Here is a 16890-nt window from a genome sequence, read left to right as displayed (position 1 = left end):
ACTCCGTGGCCCGTCATCGAGGTGTTTGCGAAAGTGTGATTCTGTTGTGGCCTCGCTCAGCAGAACGAAGCGGAGCGGCCCGAAGGCCGCCCGGCGTCAGAGCTTGTTGACCGCGAGAGCCATGGCCGACTTCTTGTTGGCGGCCTGGTTCTTGTGGATGACGCCCTTCGACGCAGCCTTGTCCAGCTGACGGCTGGTCGTGACGAGCAGCTCGGCGGCCTTGTCCTTGTCGCCCGAGGCGACCGTCTCGCGGAAGTTGCGGATGGCGGTACGCAGGGCCGACTTGATCGACTGGTTGCGCTGACGTGCCTTCTCGTTGGTCTTGTTCCGCTTGATCTGAGACTTGATATTAGCCACGCGATGTCCTCTTCTGGCGTCCTGTGCGGCCCTCGGCCGACTGTCGTTTGTACCCATCGGCGACAGAGCGGTCCGGTCATCGGCCAGCGTCCATCGCAACAGCGGTCAACGATACCAGCGTCGCAGGAAGCGCCAAAATCGCCCGCACCCGAGGTGCGAGCGTCATCCGGCGGTCCGCACCGCTGCCTACAGTGGAAGCACTATGTCAGTCGTCTATGTCCACGTAGGTCTGCCGAAGACCGGAACCACGCACGTTCAGGATCGGCTGTGGCGCAACCGCGACCACGCCCTCGCCCGGGCCGGGCTGCTCTATCCGGGCAACCGGATCGACGACCACTTCCACGCCGCGGCCCACCTGCAGCCCGAGCGCTACCTCGACTGGGCCGATCCCGCACACGCCGGCGTGTGGCCGTCGATGGTCGCACAGATGCGGGCCTGGCGCGGCTCGTCCCTCGTCTCGCACGAGCTGTTCGCCAACGCCGGTCCGGAGCACATCCGGCGCCTGGTGGCCGACCTGAGCTTCGCAGACGAGGTGCACGCCGTGCTCACGGTGCGCGATCTGGCCAGACAGGTCCCATCGGTCTGGCAGGAGAACGTCAAGAATCAGCGACAGGCGACGCTCGACGAGTTCGTCGAGTCGATCTCCGACGACCACGCCGGCCCCGATCAGGAACCGTTCTGGGAGTTCCAGGACTACCGGCGGATCACTGCGGACTGGTCGGAGGTGGTCGGTCCCGAACGCGTTCACATCGTCACCGTTCCGGCGCCCGGAACCGCGAGCGACGGCGACGGTCTGTGGGAGCGCTTCGTCCGCGCGCTCGGCATGGATCCGGCCGACCTGCCCGCGGAGGTGCCCAGCAGCAACAAGTCACTGTCGGCGACGCAGACCGAACTGCTGCGCAGGCTCAACGGCCGGCTGCAGCCCGAGGACATCGAATGGCGCCGGTACGAGCGTCTCGTCAAAGGCGTTCTGATCGGCGACTACCTGTTCGCGACGCGCGACGGCCGGCCTGAGGGGCTGACCGGGCCGCAGGCGGCCTGGGCCGCGAGGAAGTCGGAGGAGATGGTCGCCGAACTCGTCCGGCGCGGACATCCGGTCGCCGGAACAGTTCAGGACCTTCGAGTGACCGCCACCGCGGGGGACGAGTCCGCCGCTGTCACCGACGGCGACATCGTCGAGGCCGCGCTCGATGTGATCGCACTGTGGGCGAAGACCGGTCCGGTGCCCGACCGCAGTCCCGCGTTGACCACGCGCGCGGCTGATCTCGTGCGGCGGGTGCGGCGCCGGCTGATGCGCTGACGGGTCAGGAAGCGGACTTCGCCGGCGCATTGGGAACGTCCGGTCGACGGCAGCGGGCCGGGTGCCGCGGTGCGCTGCTCATCGTCGTTCCGCGCGCTCGGCGGCCGCGGGCAGGAGCCATGCGTCGACCGCATCGGCCGTCAGGTCGGCGACGCCGCTCCGGTCGGGTTTGAGGCTGTGATCGGCCCGCTCCACTTCGAGCACTCGCACCGGACCGCCGAACAGGTCTATCGCCTCGGCGAACTCCTGCGACGTTCCGAAGGCGTCGCTGCGGCCGTGCACGATCAGCGTCGGCGCGGTGATCGCGGGGAGATGGTCGGTCCGCATGCGGTCGGGTTTCCCGGGCGGATGCAGTGGGTACGAAGTGAGCAACAGCCCGTCGAACAGATCCGGGTCCTCGGCCGCCACCATCGACGCCTGACGTCCGCCGTACGAGTGTCCGCCGACGATCAGCGGGCCGGGAGCCGCGGATCGCAGCTCGGCCACCGCCTCGCGGATGCCGTCGCGGTCTCGGGCCGCCTTCGACGGTGACGGCGGACCCTTGGGCCGGTCCTGCCGGTACGGCAGATCGATGCGCGCGACCGCCAGTCCTCGGGCGGCCAGGGCGCCGCCGACCGCCCGCAGGATCGCGGCCCGGCGGTCGGCGCCCGCTCCGTGCGCGAGGATCACCAGTCCGCGGGGTTCGTCCGGGCACGTCACGTCCGCCGCGACCGTCGCCGTCTCCACCGTGAACTCGTTGTCAGTCATCGCCTGTCCGTACCCATGATGCGTCGAGCCTAATCGGTGGTGCGGCCGCGCTGCGGGCCGTCGGGCCTGCGGCGGCCCGCCTCGCGCGGGGCGGCGGGGTGAACTGCCGGCCGGTGTCGTGCGAAACTGGAGGGTGATCTGCACCGGGCTTCACCCGGGCCCGCCGCGCAAGGAGTGAGTGAGATTCCCAGCTTCGCCGACAAGACGTTCACCGATCCCGCAAAGATCCGCAACTTCTGCATCATCGCGCACATCGACCACGGCAAGTCCACCCTCGCCGATCGGATGCTGCAGCTGACGGGCGTCGTCGAGGAACGGCAGATGCGCGCGCAGTACCTCGACCGCATGGACATCGAGCGCGAGCGCGGCATCACCATCAAGGCGCAGAACGTCCGGCTGCCGTGGAAGGTGGGCGACGAGGAGTACGTGCTGCACCTCATCGACACCCCCGGTCACGTCGACTTCACCTACGAGGTCTCCCGCGCGCTCGAAGCGTGCGAGGGTGCGATCCTGCTGGTGGACGCCGCCCAGGGGATCGAGGCGCAGACGCTGGCGAACCTGTACCTGGCGATGGAGAACGACCTCACCATCATCCCGGTGCTCAACAAGATCGACCTGCCCGCGGCCGACCCCGACCGCTACGCGGCGGAGATCGCACACATCGTCGGCTGCGAACCCGAGGAGGTGCTCCGCGTCTCCGGCAAGACCGGCGTGGGCGTGCCGGAACTGCTCGACGAGGCGGTCCGTCTGATCCCCGCCCCGGTCGGCGACCCCGATGCGCCGGCCCGGGCGATGATCTTCGACTCGGTGTACGACACCTACCGCGGTGTGGTCACGTACGTCCGCGTGGTGGACGGACGCATCGTCCCGCGCGAGAAGATCGCGATGATGTCGACCGGCGCGACGCACGAGCTGCTCGAAGTCGGCATCGTCTCGCCGGAGCCGAAGGCCAGCGCGGGTCTCGGCGTCGGCGAGGTGGGTTATCTGATCACCGGCGTCAAGGACGTCCGGCAGTCGAAGGTCGGTGACACCGTCACCACCGCTCGCAACGGCGCCGACGAGCCGCTCACCGGTTACCGCGAGCCGCGTCCGATGGTCTACTCGGGTCTGTATCCCGTCGACGGGTCCGACTACCCGGTCCTGCGCGAGGCACTCGAGAAGCTCCAGCTCAACGATGCGGCCCTGACGTACGAGCCCGAGACGTCGGTGGCGCTCGGCTTCGGTTTCCGCTGCGGCTTCCTCGGCCTGCTGCATATGGAGATCACCCGCGAGCGGCTGGAGCGGGAGTTCGACCTCAACCTGATCTCCACCGCGCCCAATGTGGTGTACCGCGTGGTGATGGACGACGGCACCGAGCACATCGTGACCAATCCGTCCGACTGGCCCACCGGCAAGACCAGCCAGATCTTCGAGCCGATGGTCAAGACCACGGTGATCGCGCCCAGTGAGTTCATCGGCGCGATCATGGAGCTGTGCCAGTCGCGCCGCGGCGAGCTCGGCGGCATGGACTACCTGTCGGAGACCCGCGTCGAACTGCGCTACACGATGCCGATGGCGGAGATCATCTTCGACTTCTTCGACTCGCTCAAGTCGCGCACCCGCGGTTACGCCAGCCTCGACTACGAGGAGTCGGGAGAGGCGCAGGCCGATCTGGTGAAGGTCGACATCCTGCTGCAGGGCGAAGCCGTCGACGCGTTCAGCGCGATCGTCCACAAGGACTCGGCGTACTCCTACGGCAACCGGATGGCGCTCAAGCTCAAGGACCTGATCCCGCGCCAGCAGTTCGAGGTGCCGATTCAGGCCGCCATCGGGTCGAAGGTCATCGCCCGCGAGAACATCCGCGCGATCCGCAAGGACGTGCTGGCCAAGTGCTACGGCGGCGACATCAGCCGCAAGCGCAAACTGCTCGAGAAGCAGAAGGAGGGCAAGAAGCGGATGAAGACGATCGGGCGGGTCGAGGTTCCGCAGGAGGCCTTCGTCGCCGCGCTGTCCACCGACGAACTCGGCGATAAGCCGAAGGGTAAGTAGTGGCGGCCACGACGTCGCCGGTTCTCGCCGACTCGCCGCTGCCGTATGGGCTTCCGGATTTCGCGTCGATCTCCGACGACGACTTCCTGCCCGCGTACGACATCGCGCTCGCCGAGCATCGCGCCGAGGTGGAGGCGATCGCGGACTCGACGCAGGCCCCGACCTTCGACAACACGGTGGCCGCGCTGGAGGCGTCGGGACGGTCGCTGGCCCGGGTGAACGGGATCTTCTTCAATCTCGAGGGGCCCGACAGCAATCCGCAGCGCGCGAAGATCGCGCAGGTCCTCGCGGTGCGCCTCACTGAGCACGCCAACGCGATCGCGCTGAACCCCGCGCTCTTCGCGCGCATCGCCGAGCTGTACGAGCGTCGCGCCGAACTCGACCTCGACGAGGCGCAGACGCGCCTGCTGGAGCAGCGGTATCGCGACGCGATCCGGTCCGGCGCGGCCCTCGACGAGGCGGGGCAGGAACAGATGCGGGAGATCTCCGCCCGACTGGCGACGCTGACCACCGACTTCGGCCAGCACCTGCTCGACGACACCAACGATTCGGCCGTGCACTTCGAGGACGCCGCGGACCTCGACGGGCTGTCGCCCTCGGAGATCGCCGCGGCTGCACGCGCTGCGGCCGACGCCGGTCGAGACGGCTACCTGGTGGCCCTCGAACTCCCGACCAGTCAGGCGACGGTCGCCAAGCTCACCGACCCCGCCGCGCGTCGCCGCGTCTTCGACGCCTCCGCGGTCCGGTGTGCCCGCGGCAACGCCCACGACACCCGGGAGTCGATCCTCGAGATCGTCTGGCTGCGCGCTCGGCGCGCGGCCCTGCTCGGCTACGCGAACCACGCCGAGTACGTGATCGCCGAAGAGACGGCACCGTCGCCGCAGTCTGTCGCCGATCTCCTGGCTCGGCTCGGCGCCGCGGCGATGAAGGCCGCCGACGATGAGCTCGCGCGCCTGGCCGCACTCGCCGGCGGTCCGCTCGGTGCGGCCGATGTGACCTACTGGCTCGCCGCCGATCAGCGGGCCCGTGCCGCCGGCTCTGCCGAGTCGATCGACATCGACGGCTTCGCGGACTACTGCGAGCTGGACACCGTCATCACCGACGGGGTCTTCGCCGCGGCCGGACGCCTCTACGGGTTGAGCTTCGCCGAGCGCGACGACCTCGCCGGCTACCATCCCGACGTCCGGGTGTGGGAGGTGAGCCGCAACGGCACCGGGATCGGGCTGTTCCTCGGCGACTACTTCGCCCGGCCGTCCAAGCGGGGCGGCGCCTGGATGAACAACATCGTCGACCAGTCCCGGCAACTCGGCACGGCGCCGATCGTGGTCAACGTCCTGAACCTCACCCGTCCCGAGCCGGGCCGTCCGTGTCTGCTCTCCCTCGACCAACTCACGACGCTGTTCCACGAGTTCGGACATGCGATCCACGGGTTGCTGTCGGCGGTCGACTACGTCTCGCAGTCCGGAACCAGCGTGCCGCGGGACTTCGTTGAATTCCCGTCGCAGGTCAATGAGATGTGGGCGCTGCACCCGGAGGTGGTGGCAGGCTACGCGCGGCACCACCTCACCGGTGAACCCGCGCCGGCCGAGCTCATCGACGCCGTCCGCGGCGCGACCGGAACCGAATCGGCGCACTCCACCGTCGAGTACCTCGCCGCCGCCGCGCTCGACCTCGCATGGCACCGGCTCGCCGAGGACGCGATCCCCGACGACGTGCTGGAGTTCGAACGCCGCGCACTCTCCGATGCCGGGCTGGCCGCCGACCTGATTCCGCCCCGGTACCGCAGCACGTACTTCAACCACGTCTTCGGCGGCGGTTACTCGTCGGCGTACTACTCGTACATCTGGTCGGAGATCCTCGACGCCGAGACCGAGCAGTGGTTCCTGGCGGGCGGCGGTCTCAGACCGGAACTGGGAGCGGCGTTCGCCGAGGCGGTGCTGTCGCGCGGCGACAGCGTCGATCCGGTCGCCGCGCATGCCGCCATGATCGGCCACAGCGCCCGGATCGAACCGCTGCTGCTCCGCCGTGGGCTCGCGTAGCGCGGCGGTGCCGGGGCAGTGGCGTGACCCCCGTCGCAGGCACCCGGCGAGTAGGGTTTCAAATCAGTGTGGGCGAAACCGCGCGAGTGCGAGTGCAGATGAGGTGATCGAGCGGTGAACGGCGTTCTGTCCTGGTGGGACGGGGTCGAGGAGTGGCTCACCGGTCTGCCCTTCGTCCCGCAGCTCATCGTCACCGCCGTGGTGCTGGTGCCGTTGGCCACGCTCGTCGCGTCCGGGGTGAACTACCTGGTCGGACGACTCTTCTCGAAGCTCGGCCGCGCGGAGGCCGACGACGATCACGGATTGGGTATCTGACGCGATGTTTCGTTCCAAGGTCACGATTGCTCTGGTGGCACTGCTCGTTCTCGTGTTGCTCGCCTGGCTGATCCTCCGCTAGCACAACCTCGACGCCGCGTCACCACCCTCGCGGAGACACGAATCGCGGCGTTGAGAGCGGCCCGGCGCGGTGGTTAGGTTCTTCGGGTGAGCACGGGAACTCTTCAGCGCGCAGCACTCAAGGCGGCATGCGTGACGGTCGCGCTGGCACTCGTCGCCGCGCTGGCCGGGTGCGGCGGCGGATCCACCGACCGTCCCGATGGCATCGACATCTCCTCGGGAAGCAGGCATCTCAACCTGGTGGCCTACGCGACCCCCAAGGTCGGCTTCGACATGGTGATTCCCGGTTTCCGCGCGACGCCGGAAGGTCACGACGTCGGCTTCTCCCAGTCGTACGGCGCGTCCGGCGATCAGTCGCGGAAGGTGGCCCGCGGTCTGCCGGCCGACGTGGTCAACTTCTCCGTGGAGCCCGACATCACCCGGCTGGTCGACGCCGGTGTCGTCGATGAGGACTGGCAGCAGCAGGCGCCGAACGATTCGATTCCCTTCGGGTCGGTGGTCGCGCTCGTCGTCCGCCAGGGCAACCCCAAGAACATCCATACGTGGGACGATCTCCTGCGGCCAGGCATCGAAGTGGTGACGCCGAACCCGGGCAGTTCCGGGTCCGCGAAGTGGAACCTGCTCGCTCCGTACGCGGCCAAGAGCGACGGCGGCCGGAACCCCCAGGCCGGGCTGGACTACGTCAGCGCCTTGGTCCGCGATCACGTGAAGGTGCTGCCGAAGTCCGGACGCGAGGCCACCTCGGCCTTCCAGCAGGGGCAGGGCGACGTCCTCATCAGCTATGAGAACGAGGCGATCATGCTGTCCCGCAAGAATGCGAGTTCGCCGCCGGCCGACCGCATCGACTACATCGTGCCCTCGGTCACCTTCAAGATCGAGAATCCGGTCGCGGTGGTCAACACGAGCACCGATCCGGCCGCCGCGCGGGCCTTCGTCAGGTACCTGTTCTCGACCCCGGGCCAGAAGCTGTGGGCCGAGGCGGGGTTCCGGCCGGTGGATCCGGACGTCGCGCGGCAGACCGCCCACCTGTTCCCCGGAGACATCCGCAAGGAGTGGACCGTCGCCGATCTCGGCGGCTGGAAGAAGGTCGACAAGCAGTTGTTCGGCAACGGCGGCGAGATCAGTGAGATCTACGCGCGGGAGGCCGGACGGTGACCACCGAGCGCGTCTCTCACGAGACCCAGGACTTCGCGCCGCGCCGCGGATGGCGGCCCGACGGACCGCTCTCGCTCGGGATAACCGGGCTGTGGCTCAGCATCATCGTGCTGCTTCCGCTCGCCGCGATCGCCGCTCAGGCCTTCGACGACGGCGCGGGCGGATTCTGGGACGGCATCACCGATCCGGCGGCGCTGCAGGCGCTGGGCATCACCGTTGTGGTGTCGCTGATCGTCGGCGTCGTCAACGTGCTGTTCGGCACCGTGATCGCCTGGGTGCTGGTGCGTGACGAGTTCCCGGGCAAGGGTGTCGTCAACGCCATCATCGACCTGCCCTTCGCGCTGCCCACCATCGTCGCCAGCCTGGTGCTGCTCGCCCTCTACGGGCCCAACAGTCCCTTCGACATCCACCTGGCGGCCACCCAGCCGGGCGTCGTCCTCGCGCTGACCTTCGTGACGCTGCCCTTCGTCGTCCGGCAGGTGCAGCCGGTCCTGATGGAACTCGACACCTCGGTGGAGGAGGCGGCCGCGGTCCTGGGCGCCGGCAATCGGGTGATCTGGTCGCGAATCGTGCTGCCCGCGCTGCTGCCCGCGATCCTCAGCGGTGCCGGACTGGCGTTCACCCGCGCGATCGGCGAGTTCGGTTCGGTGGTTCTGATCGGCGGCAACATCCCGGGCAAGACGCAGGTCGCTTCGCAGTACATCCAGCAGCAGATCGAGGTCGACGAGCCGGTGAACGCGGCCGCAGTGTCCGTGGCGTTGCTGGTCATCGCCTTCGTCGTCCTGTTCCTGCTGCGTGTCGTGGCCAAGATCCAGACCCGCCGGGAGGGCTCGGAATGATCGTCTCTCGTCTCACCAGATTGACGCTGCGATCCATCGCACTGCTGTACCTGACGGTGCTGCTCGTCGTACCCGTCGGACTGATCTTCTGGCGATCGTTCGAGCACGGGCTGGGGCAGTTCTGGGAGTGGATCACCACGCCGGCGGCCATCTCGGCGCTCCAGCTCACATTGCTCATCGTGGCGATCGTGGTGCCGCTCAACGTGATCTTCGGAGTCCTGACCGCTCTCGCCCTCGCGCGCGGCCGGTTCCGGGGCAAGGGAGTGCTGCAGGCGGTGGTCGATCTGCCGTTCGCGGTGTCGCCGGTGGTGGTCGGCGTGGCGCTGATCGCCCTGTGGGGCGCCGAGGGCTGGTTCGGCGGCATCGAGTCGCTCGGATTCCGCGTCATCTTCGGGATCCCGGGCATGGTGCTCGCCACGATCTTCGTCACCCTGCCCTTCGTCGTCCGCGAGGTGGAGCCGGTGCTGCGCGAGATCGGCACCGAGCAGGAGGAGGCCGCCGCGACGCTCGGCGCCACCGGCTGGCAGACGTTCAGCCGGATCACACTGCCCGCCGTCCGATGGGGTCTCACCTACGGTGTGGTCCTGACGATCGCCCGCGCGCTCGGCGAGTTCGGCGCGGTCACGATGGTGTCGTCGAACTTCCCGGGAGTCTCGCAGACGCTGACGCTGCTGGTGAACTCGAGGTACACCGACGACTACAACGAGTACGGGGCGTACGCCGCGGCGACCCTGCTCATGATGGTCGCCATTCTCGTCCTGGTCGTGATGACGCTCATCGAGCGCCGGGCCAAGGGCAAGCTCGCGGATGCGAGCGCGGAGACGATGAAGGCCGTGTCCGCGGACCGGAACGAACACGAGGCTGCCCACGCGCCGACGGCCGTCGGCGCGGGCGAGGAGAACAACTGACATGTCCATCTCGGTGATCGGCGCCAACAAGCGCTACGGCGACTTCGCGGCCCTCGACGACGTCTCCATCGACATCCCGGAGGGATCCCTGACCTCCCTGCTCGGCCCGTCGGGATCGGGCAAGTCGACGCTCCTGCGCGCCATCGCGGGTCTGGATCGGCTCGATTCGGGAACGGTACGGATCAACGGCGTCGACGTCTCGGGTGCGTCGCCGCAGCAGCGCGACATCGGGTTCGTCTTCCAGCACTACGCCGCGTTCAAGCACCTCACCGTCCGCGACAACATCGCCTTCGGCCTGAAGATCCGCAAGCGGCCCAAGCACGAGATCAAGGCGAAGGTCGACGAGCTGCTCGACATCGTCGGACTCACCGTCTTTCAGAAGCGCTATCCGGCTCAGCTCTCGGGCGGTCAGCGTCAGCGGATGGCGTTGGCCCGCGCTCTGGCCGTTGATCCGCAGGTGCTCCTGCTCGACGAGCCCTTCGGCGCCCTCGACGCCAAAGTGCGTGAGGACCTGCGCAAATGGCTGCGTCAGCTGCACGATGAAGTGCACGTGACGACGGTCCTCGTGACACACGACCAGCAGGAGGCGCTCGACGTCTCCGACCGGATCGCGGTGCTGAACAAGGGGCGCATCGAGCAGGTCGGCAAGCCCGACGATCTGTACGACCGGCCGGACAACGTCTTCGTCGCGTCGTTCCTCGGATCGATTTCGCGGTTGAACGGCGAACTGGTGCGTCCTCACGACATCCGGCTCGGCCGCTCGGCCGAGATGGTCTATCCGCCCGCCGAGACCGCGCTGGACACCGGCGTGATCAAGGCGCGGGTGAAGCGCGTGGTGAATCTCGGCTTCGAGACCCGCGTGGAACTGGTCTCGGCAGCGTCGGGCGAGGAGTTCGTCGCGCAGATCACGCGCGGTGACCAGAACGCCCTGCGTCTGGTGGCCGGCGAGGACATCTTCGCGCGCGCCACGAAAGTTCCGCAACTCTCGGCCGACTAGGGATTCGGTACGGCACGAAGTGCCGTAGATCGCAGGGGTTCGACCGTTCGGCGCAAAGACTTCGGACCTATGGTGGCACTGAGTGTCATTGGACTATGGTGGTCGGGTCACACTGCACCACCACTCCCCGAAGGGGTCACACCATGACGCTTCCCGCCCGATCCGGACTCGACAGCCCGCTGACGCCCCTGCGATTCCTCGACCGTGCCGTCGAGGTGCATCCGGACAAGGAGGCGGCCGTCGACGGCGGTCGGCGACGCACGTACCGCGAGCTGGCGGCTGAGGTGACCCGTCTGGCCCAAGCCCTGCGTGCCTCCGGGATCGGAGAGGGCGACCGAGTGGCGTATCTGGCGACCAATTCGCTGGAGATGCTGGTCGCGCACTTCGCAGTGCCGCTCGCCGGCGGCGTGCTGGTGGCGGTCAACACCCGTCTCGCGCCCGCCGAGGTCCGCTACATCTGCAATCACTCGGGAGCACGTCTGCTGGTCGGCGACGCGCCGTTCCTCGAGGCGCTCGCGGGCGTGGAATTCGAGACCGTGCGCGAGGTGGTCGAGACCCCGAGCGTCGACGGCGAGTACACCGGTGCGGGCGATCTGCGGTACGACGAGCTGACGGCACGCGGCTCCGACAGCCCGATCCCGTGGGAGGTCGACGACGAGAACTCGCTGATCAGCATCAACTACACCTCGGGCACCACCGGCGAGCCCAAGGGCGTGATGTACACCCATCGCGGTGCGTACCTGGCCTCGCTGGGCAACGTGCTCACCCAGGGATTCGGCATCGACACCCGCTACCTGTGGACCCTGCCGATGTTCCACTGCAACGGCTGGTGCGGCCCCTGGTCGGTGACGGCGGTCGCGGGCACGCACGTGTGCCTGCGTGCGGTTCGCGGCGACGACATGTGGCGTCTCATCGACACCGAACTGGTGACCCAGATGAGTGGCGCGCCGACGGTGCTGACCACGCTCGCCACCGCGGGCGAGGCCCACCGGATGGACCGGCCCCTGACCATTGCGACCGCGGGGGCGCCGCCGAGCCCCACGATCATTCGCGCGATCCGCAATCTGGGGATCGAGCTCGTGCACGTCTACGGTCTCACCGAGACCTACGGCCCGTACTCGGTGTGCGAGCCCAGCGCGAGCTGGTCGTCGCTGTCGGGCGAGGAACTGGCCGTGCGCATGGCACGGCAGGGCGTCGGGATGATCACCGCCGATCGGCTCCGCGTCGTTCTCTCGGAGCCCGCCGAGGACGGGACCCTGGTGGACGTGGAGCCCGACGGTGTGATGATGGGCGAGATCGTGATGCGCGGCAATGTGGTGATGAAGGGGTACTTCGAGGATCCGGAGCGTACCGCCGAGGCCTTCGCCGGAGGCTGGTTCCACTCGGGCGATCTCGGCGTGATGCATCCCGACGGCTACGTGCAGCTCCTCGACCGGGCCAAGGACGTCATCATCTCCGGCGGTGAGAACATCTCGACCATCGAGGTGGAGCAGGCGGTGGTGAGCCATCCCGCGATCGTCGACGTCGCGGTGGTCGGCGTGCCGGACGACAAGTGGGGCGAGCGACCGAAGGCCTACGCGGTGCGCAAGCCGGGCGAACAGCTCACCGAGGCCGAGGTGATCGCACACGTGAAGAGCCGGATCGCGGGCTACAAGGCTCCGCGCGAGGTGGAGTTCGTCGACGATCTGCCGAAGACGTCGACCGGCAAGATCCGCAAGAACGAACTCCGCGACGCCGCCTGGGGCGACTCGACCATGCGCATCCAAGGCTGACCGTTTGAGGGTTGTCTCGGGCTGGGTCTGCAGGTTTGTCGAGCAGCGCGCGAACGCAGTGAGTGTGCGTGTCGAGACGCGCGTATGTCTCGATTCGCTTCGTCACTTCGTTCCTCGCGACTCGACGGGCCTCGGGCTGGGTCTCGCAGGGTGGCCTCGGGCCTCGCAGGGTTGTCGAGCAGCGCGCGAACGTAGTGAGTGTGCGTGTCGAGATTCGTGCGTATGTCTCGATTCGCTTCGTCACTTCGTTCCTCGCGACTCGACGGGCCTCGGGCTGGGTCTGGCAGGGTTGTCTCGGGCTGGGTCTGCAGGGTTGTCGAGCAGCGCGCGAACGTAGTGAGTGTGCGTGTCGAGACGTGTGCGTATGTCTCGATACGCTCGTCACTTCGTTCCTCGCGACTCGACGGGCCTCGGGCTGGGCTTCGCAGGGTTGTCGAGCAGCGCGCGAACGTAGTGAGTGTGCGTGTCGAGACGTGCATATGTCTCGATTCGCTTCGTCACTTCGTTCCTCGCGACTCGACGGGCCTCGGGCTTCGCAGGGTTGTCGAGCAGCGCGCGAACGCAGTGAGTGTGCGTGTCGAGACTCCCGGGGCCCGGAGGAAGCGAACTCGGGAGTCAGCTCGCGACGACGACCGCGGCGGCTGTGTACAGGCGAGCGACTGCGTCCACCAGACACGGGTGGTCGGCGACAGGACCGGCCACGACCATCGGTACGTCCATCGCGTCGAGATACCGCTCCACCCGATCGGTCAACAGGCCCGCCGATAGGAACAACGGACTGACCGCGACGCGGTCGGCGCCGTCGGCCAGGAGTGCGTCGACCGTCTCCCGAACGGCGGCGCCGTCACGGCCCAGACGGGTGGCGAAGAGCGTGCGTACCGGCCGGCCGAGCGCTGCGGAGAGCTCGCGGCCGCGTCCGATCACCGAAGCGTCGCTGCCGGCGTCCGACGATCCGACGGCGAGCATCAGCACGCCGTCGCGAGGGCCGGCACCGGCCTCCGACAGCCGCTCGACCAGCGCCGGAACCGGGGAGTGCCGGCCCACGACCGGAGTCTGGACGATGGTCGCGGCGGGATTCGCGGCGTGGGCCGCGTCGATCAGCGCGGGCAGATCCACCTTGCTGTGGTAGCCGTCGCCGAACAGCAACGGAACGACCACCACTTCGCCGGACACGGACCCGAGAACATCGGTGAGCAGCGGAGCGGTCAGGTCGAGGTATGCCAGCTCCACCGTCACGCCGGGCAGCGCGATGCGCACCGCATCGGCCACCCGGCGCGCGGTGACGCTGAAGCGCGGATCACGACTGCCGTGCGCGGCGAGAACGAGCGTGGTCATCCGGACCGGGCGGTCACGCCAAGGCCGGCGACGGCAGCTCGAGCGCCGCCAGCGCGTCGCCGACCAGGCCGGCACCGAGGGTGTTGCCGCCCTGCGGATCGATCAACAGGAAGCTGCCCGACTCGCGGCTGCGCGAGTAGTCGTCGGCCGGGATCGGCTCGGCGGTCATCAGCGAGACCCGTCCGATCTGGTTCAACTCGATCGACTCCGGTGCCTCGACCAGGGCGAGGTTCTGCTCGTCGAAGAGCGCGTCGAGGCCGCCGACGATCACCTGCGTGGTCTTGGCGCCGTGCTTCAACAGCAGGCGGGCACCGGCACGCAGCGGCTTCTCCGACAGCCAGCACACCGTGGTGGTGAACTGCTGCGCGGGCTCCGGCGCATCGGCCGCCGAGGCGATCAGATCGCCGCGCGAGATGTCGATGTCGTCGGTCAACAGCAGCGTGACGCTCCGGCCGGCGTGCGCCGTGTCCAGCTCGCCGTCGGGGGTGTCGATCTTCGCGATCGTCGAGCGCAGACCGGACGGCTGGACGACGATCTCGTCGCCGACCGACACGCTTCCCGCGGCCACCAGACCGGCGTAGCCGCGGTAATCCGGGTACTCGGGGGTGCGCGGCCGGATCACGTACTGCACGGGGAACCGGAGTCCGACCTGCCCGCGGTCGAGCTCGTTCGGCACCGTCTCCAGATGCTCGATCAGAGTCGGACCGTCGTAGTACGGCGTGTTCTCCGAGCGGATCGCGACATTGTCGCCGTGGAGCGCCGAGACCGGGATCTCCTGGACCTGCTCGGGCGAGTAGCCGAGCGAAGCGGTGATCTGGTTGAACTCGGCCGAGATCTCGGCGAACACCTCGGCGGCGTTCTCCACGAGGTCGATCTTGTTGACTGCGAGCACCAGCCGCGGAACGCCGAGCAGGGCCATCACGGCGGCGTGCCGACGCGTCTGGGCGACGACGCCGCTGCGGGCGTCGACCAGCAGGATCACCAGCTGCGCGGTAGACGCTCCGGAGACGGTGTTGCGCGTGTACTGCACGTGGCCGGGGGTGTCGGCGAGGACGAACGACCGGGCGGGGGTCGCGAAGTAGCGGTACGCGACGTCGATGGTGATGCCCTGCTCGCGCTCGGCGCGCAGGCCGTCGACCAGGAGCGACAGGTCCGGGGTGTCCATGCCGCGGTCCACCGAGGCCTTGGTGACGGCGTCGATCTGGTCGGCGAGCACCGACTTGGTGTCGTACAGCAGGCGGCCGACGAGGGTCGACTTGCCGTCGTCCACGGAACCGGCCGTGGCGATGCGCAGAAGGTCGGGGGAGTGCTTCATCAGAAATATCCTTCGCGCTTGCGGTCTTCCATGGCGGCCGCGGAGACGCGGTCGTCGCCGCGGGTGGCTCCGCGTTCGGTCAGCCGCGATGCGGCGACCTCGGCCAGAACGGCTTCGTTGTCGGTGGCCTCGGACAGCACCGCACCGGTGGTGGAGCCGTCGCCGACGGTGCGGTAGCGCACCATCCGGGTCTCGACGGTCTCGTCCTCGCGCGGTCCTCCCCACGGCCCGGCGGTCATCCACATGCCGTCGCGCTGGTACACCTCGCGCTCATGCGCGTAGTACAGCGGCGCCAGCAGCACCTGCTCGCGGGCGATGTAACGCCACACGTCCAGCTCGGTCCAGTTGCTCAGCGGGAACACGCGCACGTGCTCGCCCGGAGCGTGCCTGCCGTTGTAGAGGTTCCACAGTTCGGGACGCTGACGCTTCGGGTCCCACTGGCCGAAGGCGTTGCGCAGCGAGAAGATGCGTTCCTTCGCGCGGGCCCGCTCTTCGTCGCGCCGGGCGCCGCCGAACACGGCGTCGAAGCGGTTCTCGCTGATGCCGTCCAGCAGCGGGATGGTCTGCAGCGGGTTGCGGATGCCGTCCGGCCGCTCGGTGAGACGGCCGTCGGCCAGATACTCCTCGACGCTCGCGACGTGCAGGCGCAGGCCGTGACGTTCGACGATCTCGTCGCGGAACTCGATGATCTCCGGCAGGTTGTGGCCGGTGTCCACGTGCAGCAGCGAGAACGGCAGCGGCGCGGGCCAGAAGGCCTTGAGCGCCAGGTGCAGCAGCAACGTCGAGTCCTTGCCGCCGGAGAACAGGATCACCGGCCGCTCGAACTCGCCCGCCACCTCGCGGAAGATGTGGATGGCCTCGGACTCGAGGGCGTCGAGCGTGGTGAATCCCTCGTCTCGCTGCGCTCGCTCAGGACGGTGTTCGTCACGGTCCGCGACGGCGGACTGGACGTCTGTCGATTCGATGATGCTCATGCGTGCAACCCGCATTCTGTCTTGGCGCTGCCGGCCCAACGGCCGCTGCGCGGATCGGCTCCGGCGGCTGGTTTGACGGTGCACGGTTCGCACCCGATCGAGGGATAGCCCTCGTCGACCAGCGGATTCACCAGGACGCCGTGGCTGTCGATGTAGTCCTGGAACTGCTCGTCGCTCCATGCGGCGAGCGGATTGATCTTGACCAGGCCGAAGCCCTCGTCGAAGGAGATCAACGGTGCGTTCGCGCGGGTGGGCGCCTCCACTCGGCGGATACCGGTGACCCATGCGCGGAAGGGTGCCAGGGCACCGCGCAGCGGGACCACCTTGCGCAGCCGGCAGCATTCGACCGCGTCGGTGGCGAACAGATTTCTGCCGACCAGCTCGTCCTGCTCCTGCACCGTCTGCTCGGGCGTAATGTTGAGCAGTTCGAGGTCGTAGACCTGCTCGACGGCGTCCCGGGTGCCGAGGGTCTCGGCGAAGTGGTAGCCGGTGTCGAGGAACAGCGCCTTGAGCCTGCCGCCGACGGCCTCCTTGTCCTCGATCGCCTTGTCGGCGACGTCGATCAGTACGGCGTCCTGCATGTTCGCCGCGATGACGAAGTGCGGGCCGAAGGTCTCGGCGGTCCAGCGCAGCAGTTCCTCGGCGGTGGCGTCGGGTCCGAGCTGCTCGGCACCGGCCTCCGCGATCGCCTTCAGTTCGTCCAGATCATCTGTGGTGACGGTCATCGT

15 protein-coding genes are annotated in these 16890 nt (G+C 68.3%); 9 read left to right on the top strand and 6 right to left on the bottom strand.

Features of this window, described 5'->3' with window-relative positions; all coding sequences use genetic code 11:
- Positions 1-96: 96 nt before the first annotated feature.
- On the bottom strand, positions 97-357 hold the full coding sequence (rpsT, locus tag ACK8HH_RS12460) for a 30S ribosomal protein S20 (RefSeq protein WP_006897618.1): 261 nt from the start codon (positions 355-357) through the stop codon (positions 97-99).
- Between the two features lie 202 nt (positions 358-559).
- On the opposite strand from rpsT, the gene ACK8HH_RS12455 reads away from it, so the two are divergent.
- Positions 560-1657 (top strand): sulfotransferase family protein, encoded by a 1098-nt coding sequence (locus ACK8HH_RS12455; RefSeq protein WP_278124344.1) that lies wholly within the window; start codon positions 560-562, stop codon positions 1655-1657.
- A 78-nt stretch (positions 1658-1735) separates the two neighbouring features.
- Here ACK8HH_RS12455 and ACK8HH_RS12450 read toward each other — a convergent pair whose 3' ends face one another.
- Entirely contained in the window at positions 1736-2404 is a 669-nt protein-coding gene (locus tag ACK8HH_RS12450) for an alpha/beta fold hydrolase (protein WP_278124342.1), read from the bottom strand.
- Positions 2405-2542: 138 nt separating this feature from the next.
- Here ACK8HH_RS12450 and lepA point away from each other — a divergent pair, with 138 nt between their 5' ends.
- From lepA to ACK8HH_RS12410, 8 genes are all read left to right on the top strand, one after another.
- On the top strand, positions 2543-4432 hold the full coding sequence (gene lepA, locus ACK8HH_RS12445; RefSeq protein ID WP_039867867.1) for a translation elongation factor 4: 1890 nt from the start codon (positions 2543-2545) through the stop codon (positions 4430-4432).
- Positions 4432-6471: a M3 family metallopeptidase gene (locus ACK8HH_RS12440; RefSeq protein ID WP_278124340.1), complete on the top strand. Its 2040-nt coding sequence runs from the start codon at positions 4432-4434 to the stop codon at positions 6469-6471. Before lepA ends, ACK8HH_RS12440 begins: the two co-directional genes overlap by 1 nt.
- Before the next feature lie 114 nt (positions 6472-6585).
- The gene (locus ACK8HH_RS12435) at positions 6586-6786 is read left to right on the top strand and encodes a hypothetical protein (RefSeq protein ID WP_006897623.1); all 201 of its coding nucleotides are present in this window, start codon (positions 6586-6588) and stop codon (positions 6784-6786) included.
- 168 nt (positions 6787-6954) lie between these two features.
- On the top strand, positions 6955-8022 hold the full coding sequence (locus ACK8HH_RS12430) for a sulfate ABC transporter substrate-binding protein (RefSeq protein WP_045539110.1): 1068 nt from the start codon (positions 6955-6957) through the stop codon (positions 8020-8022).
- Positions 8019-8861 (top strand): sulfate ABC transporter permease subunit CysT, encoded by an 843-nt coding sequence (gene cysT / locus ACK8HH_RS12425; RefSeq protein WP_006897625.1) that lies wholly within the window; start codon positions 8019-8021, stop codon positions 8859-8861. Before ACK8HH_RS12430 ends, cysT begins: the two co-directional genes overlap by 4 nt.
- The gene (gene cysW, locus ACK8HH_RS12420; protein ID WP_062367881.1) at positions 8858-9769 is read left to right on the top strand and encodes a sulfate ABC transporter permease subunit CysW; all 912 of its coding nucleotides are present in this window, start codon (positions 8858-8860) and stop codon (positions 9767-9769) included. Before cysT ends, cysW begins: the two co-directional genes overlap by 4 nt.
- A 1-nt stretch (position 9770) precedes the next feature.
- Positions 9771-10766 (top strand): sulfate/molybdate ABC transporter ATP-binding protein, encoded by a 996-nt coding sequence (locus ACK8HH_RS12415; protein ID WP_006897627.1) that lies wholly within the window; start codon positions 9771-9773, stop codon positions 10764-10766.
- 143 nt (positions 10767-10909) lie between these two features.
- On the top strand, positions 10910-12538 hold the full coding sequence (locus tag ACK8HH_RS12410; RefSeq protein WP_278124336.1) for an AMP-binding protein: 1629 nt from the start codon (positions 10910-10912) through the stop codon (positions 12536-12538).
- A gap of 615 nt (positions 12539-13153) precedes the next feature.
- On the opposite strand, the gene ACK8HH_RS12405 is transcribed toward ACK8HH_RS12410, so the two are convergent.
- From ACK8HH_RS12405 to ACK8HH_RS12390, 4 genes are read right to left on the bottom strand one after another with little or no spacing between them, the layout of a single operon-like run.
- The gene (locus ACK8HH_RS12405) at positions 13154-13873 is read right to left on the bottom strand and encodes a sirohydrochlorin chelatase (protein WP_006897629.1); all 720 of its coding nucleotides are present in this window, start codon (positions 13871-13873) and stop codon (positions 13154-13156) included.
- Between the two features lie 13 nt (positions 13874-13886).
- Positions 13887-15188, bottom strand: a complete 1302-nt coding sequence (locus ACK8HH_RS12400; protein WP_006897630.1) for a sulfate adenylyltransferase subunit 1 — start codon at positions 15186-15188, stop codon at positions 13887-13889.
- Positions 15188-16162, bottom strand: coding sequence for a sulfate adenylyltransferase subunit CysD (gene cysD, locus ACK8HH_RS12395; RefSeq protein ID WP_412475228.1), 975 nt, complete (start codon positions 16160-16162; stop codon positions 15188-15190). Before cysD ends, ACK8HH_RS12400 begins: the two co-directional genes overlap by 1 nt.
- Entirely contained in the window at positions 16159-16887 is a 729-nt protein-coding gene (locus ACK8HH_RS12390) for a phosphoadenylyl-sulfate reductase (protein ID WP_412475227.1), read from the bottom strand. Before ACK8HH_RS12390 ends, cysD begins: the two co-directional genes overlap by 4 nt.
- Positions 16888-16890 lie beyond the last annotated feature (3 nt).

Origin of the sequence: Gordonia sp. LUNF6, from assembly GCF_047041125.1 — a bacterium.
GTDB classification, from domain to species: Bacteria; Actinomycetota; Actinomycetes; order Mycobacteriales; family Mycobacteriaceae; genus Gordonia; species Gordonia sihwensis.
The sequence above is the reverse complement of the archived record's forward strand: the minus strand, read 5'-3'. Positions and strand labels throughout refer to the sequence as shown.

What these genes read in the sequence shown, in the direction of transcription:
- ACK8HH_RS12455 (WP_278124344.1), top strand. Translation starts at nt 560, where the DNA reads ATGTCAGTCGTCTATGTCCACGTAGGTCTGCCGAAGACCGGAACCACG.
- ACK8HH_RS12450 (WP_278124342.1), bottom strand. Translation starts at nt 2,404, where the DNA reads ATGACTGACAACGAGTTCACGGTGGAGACGGCGACGGTCGCGGCGGAC.
- cysW (WP_062367881.1), top strand. Translation starts at nt 8,858, where the DNA reads ATGATCGTCTCTCGTCTCACCAGATTGACGCTGCGATCCATCGCACTG.
- ACK8HH_RS12415 (WP_006897627.1), top strand. Translation starts at nt 9,771, where the DNA reads ATGTCCATCTCGGTGATCGGCGCCAACAAGCGCTACGGCGACTTCGCG.
- ACK8HH_RS12410 (WP_278124336.1), top strand. Translation starts at nt 10,910, where the DNA reads ATGACGCTTCCCGCCCGATCCGGACTCGACAGCCCGCTGACGCCCCTG.
- ACK8HH_RS12405 (WP_006897629.1), bottom strand. Translation starts at nt 13,873, where the DNA reads ATGACCACGCTCGTTCTCGCCGCGCACGGCAGTCGTGATCCGCGCTTC.
- ACK8HH_RS12400 (WP_006897630.1), bottom strand. Translation starts at nt 15,188, where the DNA reads ATGAAGCACTCCCCCGACCTTCTGCGCATCGCCACGGCCGGTTCCGTG.
- cysD (WP_412475228.1), bottom strand. Translation starts at nt 16,162, where the DNA reads ATGAGCATCATCGAATCGACAGACGTCCAGTCCGCCGTCGCGGACCGT.
- ACK8HH_RS12390 (WP_412475227.1), bottom strand. Translation starts at nt 16,887, where the DNA reads ATGACCGTCACCACAGATGATCTGGACGAACTGAAGGCGATCGCGGAG.